This window comes from Bacteroides stercorirosoris, assembly GCF_900142015.1.
Taxonomy (GTDB): domain Bacteria; phylum Bacteroidota; class Bacteroidia; order Bacteroidales; family Bacteroidaceae; genus Bacteroides; species Bacteroides stercorirosoris.
In genome coordinates, this window is the sequence record NZ_FQZN01000025.1 from 1 (window position 1) to 11,642 (window position 11,642).

At 39.3% G+C, this 11,642-nt stretch carries 12 protein-coding genes; 3 read left to right on the forward strand and 9 right to left on the reverse strand.

The annotated features are described in order from the left end of the window. Window positions 1-112 precede the first annotated feature (112 nt). From BUC01_RS17560 to BUC01_RS17595, 8 genes are all read right to left on the reverse strand, one after another. Complete coding sequence (locus tag BUC01_RS17560; protein ID WP_025835816.1) at window positions 113-595, reverse strand: DUF7689 domain-containing protein; 483 nt, start codon at window positions 593-595, stop codon at window positions 113-115. Beyond that, on the reverse strand, window positions 571-1,026 hold the full coding sequence (locus BUC01_RS17565; RefSeq protein ID WP_025835815.1) for a hypothetical protein: 456 nt from the start codon (window positions 1,024-1,026) through the stop codon (window positions 571-573). Before BUC01_RS17565 ends, BUC01_RS17560 begins: the two co-directional genes overlap by 25 nt. Continuing rightward, window positions 1,017-1,763, reverse strand: a complete 747-nt coding sequence (locus tag BUC01_RS17570; protein ID WP_025835813.1) for a TIGR04255 family protein — start codon at window positions 1,761-1,763, stop codon at window positions 1,017-1,019. The genes BUC01_RS17565 and BUC01_RS17570 overlap by 10 nt, the downstream gene beginning before the upstream one ends. Before the next feature lie 219 nt (window positions 1,764-1,982). Continuing rightward, window positions 1,983-3,758, reverse strand: coding sequence for a hypothetical protein (locus BUC01_RS17575; RefSeq protein WP_025835811.1), 1,776 nt, complete (start codon window positions 3,756-3,758; stop codon window positions 1,983-1,985). Further along, window positions 3,755-7,399 carry a phage tail tape measure protein gene (locus tag BUC01_RS17580; protein ID WP_073314380.1) on the reverse strand — a complete coding sequence of 1,215 codons (3,645 nt, stop codon included), beginning with the start codon at window positions 7,397-7,399 and terminating at the stop codon, window positions 3,755-3,757. The genes BUC01_RS17575 and BUC01_RS17580 overlap by 4 nt, the downstream gene beginning before the upstream one ends. Further along, entirely contained in the window at window positions 7,386-7,928 is a 543-nt protein-coding gene (locus tag BUC01_RS17585) for a hypothetical protein (protein ID WP_073314382.1), read from the reverse strand. Before BUC01_RS17585 ends, BUC01_RS17580 begins: the two co-directional genes overlap by 14 nt. A 65-nt stretch (window positions 7,929-7,993) precedes the next feature. Continuing rightward, window positions 7,994-8,518 carry a glycoside hydrolase family 108 protein gene (locus BUC01_RS17590; RefSeq protein WP_025835810.1) on the reverse strand — a complete coding sequence of 175 codons (525 nt, stop codon included), beginning with the start codon at window positions 8,516-8,518 and terminating at the stop codon, window positions 7,994-7,996. A 42-nt stretch (window positions 8,519-8,560) separates the two neighbouring features. Further along, window positions 8,561-9,169: a master DNA invertase Mpi family serine-type recombinase gene (locus BUC01_RS17595; RefSeq protein ID WP_025835808.1), complete on the reverse strand. Its 609-nt coding sequence runs from the start codon at window positions 9,167-9,169 to the stop codon at window positions 8,561-8,563. 75 nt (window positions 9,170-9,244) lie between these two features. Between BUC01_RS17595 and BUC01_RS17600 the strand changes: the two genes are divergently transcribed. The 3 genes from BUC01_RS17600 (at window position 9,245) to BUC01_RS17610 (ending at window position 10,944) form a co-directional block, all read left to right on the forward strand. After that, the gene (locus BUC01_RS17600; RefSeq protein ID WP_034524878.1) at window positions 9,245-9,778 is read left to right on the forward strand and encodes a hypothetical protein; all 534 of its coding nucleotides are present in this window, start codon (window positions 9,245-9,247) and stop codon (window positions 9,776-9,778) included. Between the two features lie 58 nt (window positions 9,779-9,836). Further along, entirely contained in the window at window positions 9,837-10,355 is a 519-nt protein-coding gene (locus BUC01_RS17605; RefSeq protein ID WP_025836071.1) for a hypothetical protein, read from the forward strand. Window positions 10,356-10,434: 79 nt separating this feature from the next. Then, complete coding sequence (locus BUC01_RS17610) at window positions 10,435-10,944, forward strand: hypothetical protein (RefSeq protein ID WP_025836068.1); 510 nt, start codon at window positions 10,435-10,437, stop codon at window positions 10,942-10,944. A 50-nt stretch (window positions 10,945-10,994) separates the two neighbouring features. Here BUC01_RS17610 and BUC01_RS17615 read toward each other — a convergent pair whose 3' ends face one another. Next, on the reverse strand, window positions 10,995-11,555 hold the full coding sequence (locus BUC01_RS17615; RefSeq protein ID WP_073314384.1) for a hypothetical protein: 561 nt from the start codon (window positions 11,553-11,555) through the stop codon (window positions 10,995-10,997). Between the last annotated feature and the right edge of the window lie 87 nt (window positions 11,556-11,642).

An 11,642-nucleotide genomic window follows, 5' to 3' on the forward strand; every position in this document is an offset into this window, starting at 1 on the left:
GAAGACGGAGGATTTCTTGCTTTTCTGCTAATGTGTGATGTCTTGACATAAATAAACCCCGAAAGTTTTTTGTCCAACTTTCGGGGGTCACTTCATTCGCGACACATCCTCACTAAAATATACGCTTCATTATACAATATACCTCACCATAACTATCGCCTTCTATTGTAAATGGAGTTCCATGTTGAATATCATATCCTTGTCCCAATTTGCTTGTCCAAAAACCATTCCTCAACTCACGAGCTGCATGTGTCCATGTTTTACTATCTTTTTTCACATATAACGCAACCTTTTGATATTTATCCTCATACTCCCAACTATCACACAACTCATACCCTTTAGTTCTAAATGCGTCTATTAGACATTCAATTTCCATACCTTGTTTGGCATCCTCAGGCCAATAAACAACACTATCTAAGGGAGGAGGAGTTATACTTGGCGGTTGCATCCACCGATCATTATAGTGACAAGCCCATGCAAGACAATTGTAATTTGGATTAATAGGACTAGTCAATTTAAAATTCTTATCAGTTGCCAATTTTGGGAAAATACCAATAATCCTTTTCTTAATTAACTCTTCAGTGCTTTTATCCATAATTTACATGCATCACTAATAGTAACGTTTGGTTTATCGGTTATTTTCTTCTTATAAATCATATTGAGTGCCCAAACCAAGTTAGAAGGCTCACGCTCCAACTCTTCCAAAATAAACGGAACAGCTTTTGTTCCCATATTCACAATAGCCTTAAAATCATTCTGTTCAATAATATCTTTCACAGAAGAAAGGAAGAAAGTATTGTCCATCCATGAATTATAATAATCATAAAACTTCCTCTTTGCAATAAAAATATTATTTTCTTGATTATCTACTTCTTGAATATACTTTGATGCTTTAGGCTTAGATATGACAGCAGTTATGTCACTATATTGATCTAAATCAGCGTACATAAGTGCCGGACTGCTAACCAATAGACCAGCAGCAATAGTCAAAGGTTTAAACCCATTTTTAAAGCTTACTAATTGCATAATTCGATTATTTTATCTGTGACATTACTAAAAAATATATCATTCTTTACCTCTCTAAGTTCCTGTAAAACCGATTGTATAGAACTAATATCAAATATGAGATTACTTTTATTCAAAACATCAATATCGAATATATAAAGATATTTTTCAGGAGTCTTATCTAAATTCTGATTAACAATAGAATAGACACCCTCTTTAATATCCAACATTAGTCTAAATCCATATTTAATTAAAGGGTATGGAACTCCATTCTCTGCTGATGATATAATAGTTTTAAAATAAACTGTCGGATCCTCAAATTCGTCTAAAACAAATTGATTAATAAATCGGATAGAAATTCTTGTTATAATATGCTTTTCCAATATCGGAGCAAACACCATAAGATATTGACAAACAATACGTTCAAATTCATCCCATCCAATATAATCACGTTCATCAGTATAGGTTAAACTACCTTCTCCTATAGTTAATTTACATTTTTGATCTTCACTATAGTATACATAGTTAACCATTTTAGCATTGGAAGTTCCTGATATTTTAGAGACACCTAATGGAATTGATGACGAAGGCAAATTTATACTAGCTTCAATAGTATCATTCCTTTTAGGAAAATACTTACTCAATTGAGAATCACATTTAAGAAAATCACTCAGTGCTGTATTTCCCATTTCAAATTTCAATTGAAATAAAGCTACTTCTACTGGTGGTTTACTTAACTTCGGCCACATCTTTGCCATAATTATTTCTTTATTTATCTAATAGTTTTAATAGATTTGAAACAAAAATTCGTTGCAAATATAATGATAATATAATTATTGCACTAAATTTTATATTAAACTTTATAATCAATTTTATTTAGTACTCACTAAATTATCCCTATAAATAGCACCTATTTGTCTTTATACTATAATATAGAGAACAACGACTTCATCTTTTTGTTTTATTATAAATACCATTTATTCTACCCTGTAAAAACTCCCCTTCAGCACCCTATTCAACCCATCCGCATCTATTTCCGCCTCAATCTTCTCGCACAAATATTGCTTATTGCCAATAAGAAACACCTTGTTTACATCCGGCAAACGGTTAGCTTGAAAGTTGATGATATAGGGAATATTAGAATGAAACATCTTCAGAACAGAAAGCCGATGACCTACGCTGTCCGGACAAACATCATTCAGACTGAGCGAATACGGAAGAAAATCAGTGAGCTGCGCAGCAGTCTTCTGCTGGTAGTCTGTAAAAGGATAAGCATAATCATACGAATGTACCTGACCGCTATAAGTCACATCCTGTCGGTTGAACTTGCCGGTATTGATAGCCACCTCCATATATTCATTCTTTTCTTGCTTCTCCTGTAATTCCACGTCACCATTGATTGCTTCCTGGATATTAAAGTGTTCTTGATGGACAGTAGTAGCCTGATATCCTACAGCCGGAATATTGAGATACATAGCTGCATAAGGACGATTTAATGTATATTCAGCAACAGAACCGTAGACACCAACATTGAACTGAAGGATTTTGGCAGGTACAATCTTTAGTGGGGTATCTATATCGGAAGATTCCGGATTACGTATCAAATCTGCATACAGGTTGACTTCACGCAGTTTGTTTTGATCATTCTCATTATAATTGATATAATAGCGTTTACCAACGACAAAAAGAGTGCTCTTCTTGTCACTGTCATTCATTCCATTGTAAGCGGCTACCATTGCATCATAAGTATCACATTCGAGCTTATAGGCTGCATCTACAATATCCCTTTCAATACGCAGATAACCATCATCGGTATGTGAAGGCAAATCATAACCTATGTTCCCGGAACTGAGATCCTTTTCGCTTTTTTCGTCTTCAATTTCTACGGTAAACTCACGAATCAATGCAGAACTATCAATAATTTCTTTTTCAGAATTGGCAAAGTAATCGTTGAGTCCAACAAGTCGTACAACTTTTGTGCGTTCATCGACTACCGTAACCGCACAAAGAAATCTCTCCAATTCATCGAAGAACTCGGAAATGGTCCAATGTGGTAGGGCATCAGCTATTTTATTGGAGGTAACGGCACTACAAATATAAACGTTACGTAGAAAATTATCATTGAAAAATGATGTATCAAACGTATAACCGAAGTGTTCTACTATCCTCTTGATGACAGTTATCAGGTAAGGTTGTACGCACCGATTACGCGCATACGGACAAAGCGTAAAGTTATTCGTTCCAAATTCATAAATAACATCATTATTCAGATTCTTCCATTGAGCTTCTTGATAGAATACCGGAAGCCAAACAACTTCAACATCATCTACTGAACCATAATAACCCACCATGTTAGCGGGTGGTTGGAAATAGTTTTGGTTATTGTTAGGCCAACCAACACTACCTAAATCAAGCTCATCAATATAGGTACTGTCGTTTGTCAAAAGGTTGAACTCCGCATTGCCCGATACGATCTGTACTTTAACAAGCGTGTCTTCAACCGACAATAAAACTGCGCTGCCATAAAGCAGACACCTGGCATCCACGATGAGCATAGCCGGAAGGATGGTCTTTTTCTTCGTCACATCCAGCCTGTTAACATGTTTGAATATGGCATGATTAGCCGGCATGGGGAGTTCTATATCCAATGAGTAATTGGAACTACGGGTGAAATAGGGATTCTCCGAGGTAAAAGTAATATTGAACCCTTCAGGAAGGGCGGCCAACTGTCCGTCAATGTATAATTCGGTCATTGCTTGTTACGTGATTTGTTATTCTCTAATTTTTTATATTCTCGTTGCGCTTGGTTAATACCCCGTTTACCGGTAACATAAGTCTCCGCCACTAACGGATCATCCAGGCGATTTTTAAGCTTACGCAGCACGCGGGTACATTCTACCAGCATCGCCACCATAGCCGGATCATTGGTTGTTGTAGTGGCACTGGCTCCGGGTGCCTTGGCCGGAACGGTACGCGTACTCTTGCCGGATCCTGCCACGGAAGCAATGTCTTCGGCTGTCAAATTACCAACATTTCCGGTGCGCTGTGCCACATCAATAACATCGAATATCGGCCGTAAATTCGGATTGGCCACCGCGAAACGATTGGCTACAAATTCATTGGAGTGAACGATACCTTGTGGTTGATCCCAGTTACCGGGACCGGTATAGCCACCAGTATAAAAATTGCCTATGGCGGACTTGGCCGTTTCGAAAGCAGCTGTAATCAGGGCGATTTCGGCAGCAGCTTTAGCCAGTCCCCAAATACCCATTTCTCCGACATTCCGAATAGTTGTCATAGACACATAAGCAATAAGCAGTTTCTGAACGGTATCAAGCACCATAACAACAAGATTCTGCAAAAACTCTCCCATAGCTTCCTCTTCACCAGCCAAAGTCTTACCCAGTGCAACTCCGAAATCTTGTGCAATACTCGACATCAGCATAAAAGTAGCTTCCATTTTTTCTTCTACATCTTCAAAAGCATCAATTGATTCATCTCGAAAATCGAAAATATCAAGCAACAACATACCTAATGTTGACATTTGTTGCTCAGTCGAGATGTCTGACCATTTGGTAATGTCATTCCAGCCTTCTTTTACTCTTTCCTGCCATGTTTTCTCCTCCTCTTCTGTTTCTTCAAAAGCCTTTTGGAGCTTCTTCATAACATATTCAAGAAATGATTCTACAGCTTTTTCTTCTTCTCCTGTTGCATCTTCTGTTATTTTTTGAATATCCTTCTTATATTTCTTTAGTAGCTCAAGAATTTTCATCAAATATTCCTCACGCGAAATATATCCTAACCTATACCGTTGATTCTCTTCTGCCAATTCTGCGTCCAAAGCTTTTTGTTGATTACTTAGGAATTGTTTCTTTTCATCAAGATCTTCTTTTATGCATTGCTCCTTCAGTTTCAGCTGTAACGCAAGGATTTGGTTCATTATTTCTTCTCGTTTTTTAGGCTCCAAACCAACGATTTCAAGCCTCTTATTCAAATACTTCATTTCCAGATCTGATAAGAATTGCAAGTATTCTGCCTGTGTCATTTCATCACTGGCTAAATACTGTTTCTTCAGTTCCGCCTGTTCTTTAAGGGATTCCGTCTCAATCTGTTCCAATCTTTTGCGAATACGTTCTTTACGTTTGGCTTCGTCTTCTTCACAAGTACAAGGATCATTGCCACATTTCGGACATTTTCCACCACCATTGCCTCCGGTGGGGTTGTTTTTAGGCGTGCCTGGATTCAATGCTTTCCATTTTTCCTGTACCAGTTTCTTATAACGTGCAGTTAAAGATGCAACAATCTCTTCTTCTTGAGAGATCTTGTTGCGAACATCCTCGCGAGCCATCGCCCCCATCGGTGAATGGTCACTCAATGCCGGGGATTTTTGAAGGCGCATTAAGTTGATCCGATGTTTATCCAGTTCGTCGGCAACCTCTTTCAATTCGATATTGGTTGCCAACACAGCATTATACTGGTCAAGTGCTTCTGTATTCTCATTAATGATTTTTCCTTCTTTATCAATCTCAGCATTATATTCTGGAATAATGGCCTGTAATTGCTCTATTGCCTTTTTCCGTTCGGAATTTGAGAGATTATTATTATGTATCTTTTTTGTTAGTTGCTCAACAAGAGATGATTGGCGTGCATATTCATCATTTGACTTTTCTGTAATTTTTTCATTGACTTTATTGAGATCATAATAATCTTTGGTGCGTTGCGTCAATTTATAGGACGCAGTAGCAGCAGCAAGAACTAATGTTACCAGCAAACCAACCGGATTACTGGCCATGATAGCCCAGGCTGCTTTCATGGATTTTGCAGCCAGGTCAACACGACCTCGTAAAACCTGCACGGCAGCAGCATATAAATAAGTGGCAATACGTAGTGACTTTAGCAAGACTGTATGTCCCTGCATGAGAGTTGACAATTTACGCAGGTTTCCGAATGATGTCACAGTATAACCGGATAGTGTATTCATTGATGCGGCATAAGCCAAATTGAGAACTGTTGCAACTTTGGTAAGCGAGTTCCAAATTGAATACCATGTTGTAATTATCTTCAGCCGGGTAGCATATACAAGCAATATCGTACTAAGCCACAATACAGTACCACCCCATTCTTTACACCAATCAATCAGTCCGGGTAGGAATTTGATGACATTGGTGAGCATATTGGTGCTAACTGTTAAAGCCGGATTTAGCTTTTCACCCAAATCAATAGCCGCCAATTTCATTTTATTGCGCGCCTGTTCCAATTTTGCCTGTGCCGTATCACTGTTTATTGCTGCCTGTTCATACGCCACATTCGTACCGGTAACGGCAGTTGTGAAGTCCTTCACCATCTCCGTGTTCTGAAGGATTACGGATGCCGTGTTATAACCTTCTTCCCCGAACATCTTTTTAATGGCGCCTGCATCCATGTTCTTATTCTTCAGGTTCTCCAGTGCCTTATCCAAGCCAACGATTTTAGGATTGGTTTCATCCGCTCCGGTCTGAAGTACCAGGAAGAACTTTTTCAATCCCGTTCCGGCCACTTCATCTTTTAGACCCCGATAGGCAAGCGTTTCAATCAAAGCAACTGTCTGTTCAATGGGAACATTAGCTGAAGCTGCTGCTGTACCTGCATTCCGGATTGCCTTTGCCTGGCTTGCGATATTGGCGGATCCGGCTTGAGAACCGGCAGCCAACACATTGGCAAAACGTCCTGCCTGGTCAGCAGCTTCGCCATATTGGTTGAGCGACAAAGTAAGCGAATCAACCGCCTCATTGAGGGTGATATCCTTAGCTGCCGCCTGTAACCGCATCGCTTCTTCTGTCACTTGCTTCAATGCCTCCTTATCTCCAAGCAGTTCCGGTTTGGCCGACCCCACCAGCATGAACGCATCCAGGATCTCAGCAGCCGACTGGCGGACACGTAACCCCTCTTTTGTCATGGTGGTGGAAAGCGTCTTAGCCTGTTCTGTCAGCCAGGCAATGTTATCATCATCAAGCCCGGTCAAGGCTTTTAGCCCGGCTTGTGACTCTTCTAACTTGTTGCGCTCATCTCTGATGGCACGCAAGGCAAGAGTAAAACCGGTCAGAAAACCGATCACCGAAAGGATTACACCCCCAAAGCGGTTAAACCAATCTACCATACTGCCGATACTGATCGTTGCTTTCTTGGTCTCGGTAGTGATACCTTTTATCTCCTGGCGATGCTGCTTGAGTATGCCCTGAAGATGCTTTATCTTCGCCATGGTGCGGTTGTATTCTTCGGAACCACGTGTCATTTCCTTAATGTCACGCTGGAGACGCTTCATTTCCAAATCAATGGAATTTATGTCATTCTTGATCTCTTTTCCGTCAATATAGAGATACACACCTCTCTTGACAGTTTTGTTATTTTTTGCCATAACGTTTCTCGATTGTTATTTTATCAAACTTCTGAAGTACTTTTTTGAGTGCCTGGTCTCCGTAATATTCTCCGGAGAGGTCGGCCAATGATTCTATATTTTCTACAATGGGCGGATCCAACCAAGGTAATGGAGTACGGCGGATAACCGCATAGTGTTCATCAATTGTGCGCATACGCCTGATGCGGTATTCCGAAACACGCAATGAGCGAAGCTCCTGACGCTTCTTTTTGTCACTCCATGCCGAATGACCTTTCATAATGATACCATCTTTAACAATGTATCCACGTCCGGCACCGTATTCTCGATATGCTCCATAACGTTCAAAGCGAAAGCCAAGCCCTACATAAGCCGGTCCACCTTCACGATCATTTAGCAAACGTGCTTGTAGTCCTCTACGAAGTTTGCCTGAAGCATGAGTACGATGTAGGATATTTATAGATATTCCCCGAACTTTATGAGTCCAATTTTCCACCCCCTTATTATATTCAGCGGGACTCATTAACCTGTTTTCTTCAATGATAGCCATAAAAAAAGCCTTTAGTTTCAGGTACAAAACTAAAGGCTGAAAAGAGTGGGAAAAAGGACAAGAAATTAGCGAACGGAGAACTTGAAATCATTGATTCGGTTCAACCATCCTTTCCGGAACACAAGCTGCGACGGATTCTTTTTACAGATTTCTTCAACAAACCGGATCCGGTCCGCCTTGACAGCTTCAAACAACTGGCGCTGGTTGGCCAGATTAATACTGGCAACCGTCTGAGGTCCTACAATACCATCCACCTTAATCTGTAGGAGTTGCTGTACTCTTGTGATTCCAGGACGTCCGGAAGCCCATACCCAGTCCACACAAATGTTGGCAATGGACTGGTTATGTATAAAATCAGCCTGATAACGGTCCCAATAATACTTTTTGAAGATATTGAATACATCTTCCGGAGTAATCAATCGTAGATCATCCGCATCGATATCGCCATCACCGTCTTTGTCATAACCGCATGATCTCCATGTTGACAAGGTAATACCCATGTTGGTTTTACCACCTTTGTCATTTTTGTGATCACTCCATCCGCCTTCCCATTTGCGGATGATTTTGAATAAAACTTCTGCTTTTGCCATATTGTATAAATGAATGAAACATTGGCAAAAGTAACATGTAGCTTAGCCGGTACATAGGACATTCATTCTTAATAAATGGTCATCAAGTGTTTTAAAGTTACATTTCAGTTTTCTACAGATAGCAGCCTTTGAGTAACCATAATTAAGCATAGTCCGGATAACATTTTCTTTTCCGGTCAGCTTATAGTGCGTGTTCTTATCGCCTTTCTTCCGACCTAACTGTTGACCGCTTGCTTTACGCCGTGCCAGTCCTTCTTTAGTACGTTGTGAAATCAAATCACGCTCGATCTGAGCGGACAAACCAAAAGCGAAAGCAAGTACCTGGCTATTAATGTTATTGCCAAGCTCGTATTTCTCCTTTACTGTCAACACAAAGGTTTCCTTTGTCATACAAAGATGAAGCATACTCATAATTCCCATAAGATTACGACCTAACCGGCTAATTTCAGAAAGTATAAGCGTATCACCCTTCTTCATTCTCTTTAAAAGTGGTCCCAACTTTCTGTCTTTAGCGGCCTTTGTGCCTGATACCGTCTCCGAAACCCATTTATCAATTACCAGCCTACGGTCATTAGCAAAATTTTGAATTTCAAACCGCTGATTTTCGACCGTTTGTTTATCGGTGCTGACACGAATATAAGCGTAAATCATTTTTGTCGGTGAAGTTAGTAAACTAATCCTGTACGGACAAATTACGCATCAATCGCCCGTTAAAAATACAAGGATATGGAGAAGACTACAATTAAGGACTACAACAATGGCTTGGAAACCAAGGATAGCCTAAGTAAAGTGAAAGCTGTTGATGGTTCCGGTAATGATATACTTGTTAATCCTGGAATTGTCGTACAATCTGGAGGGTGTGGAAGATACACTCCGGATGAAAGGGTATCGCAAAGCAAATGGTACAGAATTGCTTTGGGGCGTTATGGGAATGTTCCTCATGCTGTGCTCTTGATGGTAGGCAACTATTATAATAGTGAGGTTCCAAGTTCTCAGTTACTATATATCCATGCTGATGGATATAGTGATAGGCAATCTATTGTTCAGTTGGCAAATTCCGGCAGAGTAATAAGTAAAGCTCGAATTTTATATCAAGCATCAACGGCTAACGGGCCAATGCTTGATATATTTATTCGAACTGCAAAAACAAATCAATTAACGCTTTCTTACTCATGTAACATGAATTTTACTTTCCAATCACCGATTGAAGTTCCTGAAGAACCTGATGCGGGATATTCAGTCAAAGAATTTTCATTTTAAAAGAGGGCGACTACGGTCGCCTATTTTTGTACCATGTCTTTTGCCCGTTAAAAGTGCAATGATGGAAAAGATAACAAACAAAGAATACCAAAATAGTTTAGGGAATGGAGTACCTACAAAAATTCAAGCAATAGACGCCAATGGTGATCCAATATTATCAACTCCAAGTGAGTTAATGACTGCATTAGAAAATGCAGGGATGTTTAAACGTATTTTCTTTCCTCTTGGCACTGGTGCCAAATGGCTCAAAATTATGGAAATAAAGCGTGGAATAAATTGTTCGTTTCTGTTAAATATGATATGTTATGCAAATCAACCAGCATCTATAATTGTTGGATATGCAATGAGTTATGAAGGTAATGTGATGCATTGTGATTTTAAGCAACTTATAGGGAAAGCCGGTGAATCGTATAATCCTAATATAAAATACAGAAAAGAGAATGGAATAATATCCATTTGGGCTAAAGATTCCGCCGTTAGTAATAAAGCATCATGTATAACCATCTTACATGGTAATGCAGAATTTCCGATGATAATCGAAACACCACCAGAGGAAGCAATACAACCTATATGGTAAAGATTTTTGTAATACATTTGCATTTTACACTTGCCTCTGTAATACTATCCATTCTTTTGCCCCTTAAAAATACAATGGTATGGAAAAAGTTTATTTGAAGGATTCAGATGTAGTGAACGAATTGATAACCACAATTCCGGTTGCTACAACTGAGAAAAATGGTCTTAAACCCGCCAGTGATGTAAGAAAGGAAAAGATGATCGCAACCACAACCTCAAGAATTGTGTATGAAGGATCATCCTCAACAACAGCAATATCTACCTCCTTACTTATCAGTCTTGCCGCTTACGGTGGCGGGCCAATGACCTTATTCTATATGACCATTAACAGGTCAGTCGATGTTTTGAAAGCCCCCACTATCATTTTAAATCGGATAGGTGGGGCAAATGCTCCGACAACTCTACGATTTAAAATATGGTCAAACGAAAGTACCGGAGCGTTTAAAATCATATTAGAGCATACGCAACATACGCCATCCATATATATAAAGATTCTGAATACTATTATACCTACTTATGATATTGTACCTTTATCAGTAGCTAATCAAGATGAAGTTGACGCAGCGACATATATTGATGTGACACAATAATAGTAGGGGCACTATGCCCCTATTATCTAGAGCAATTCCGTTCTATACCATTACAATTCCGTCCAGTCGGTTACATCCTCTTCTATAACGTTACGAAATACACAATCTGAAGTGTAAAAACCTTGAAAACAGGTTGTAATAGAGAACTCTGTATTAAATTTTATTGCAAGATATAGTTCTCCATTATAACGGCAATGTCCTAATTTAAAGTCTACAAGATTATTTCCTCCTCCCCATCCACCTGTCACATTCATGTCTTTTATTAGGTATGAAGCAGAACGAAATAATACGATATCGGCCTTGGCCATCATCGGACTGTAGCCTACACCTGCTCTTAACACATACAAACTTCCCAAGACTCCGGCAGCATCTATTTTATCTGTTAAACCGGAAATAGGAACAAATAGCAGAATCCTACTTCCTGCCCCAGAACTGGTACTGTATCTTAATTGTGTATATCTCATTTTGTCCGTTCCTGAAGTTAAAGCAGTATATTCAACCTTAGACAAGCTATCTACAGTTACCTGCGCTACATTCTGATCGGCCGTTAATCCAATAATTGATGAGGGAGCATTGGTGAATGCAACCTCTGACAATTTTATCTTTTCCATACCCTTGTATTTTTAAGGGGCGTCATTTCTATTATAAAAATCAGCCCAATTTAACATTTTGTTTTTAATCTCTTTTTGTAATTATAA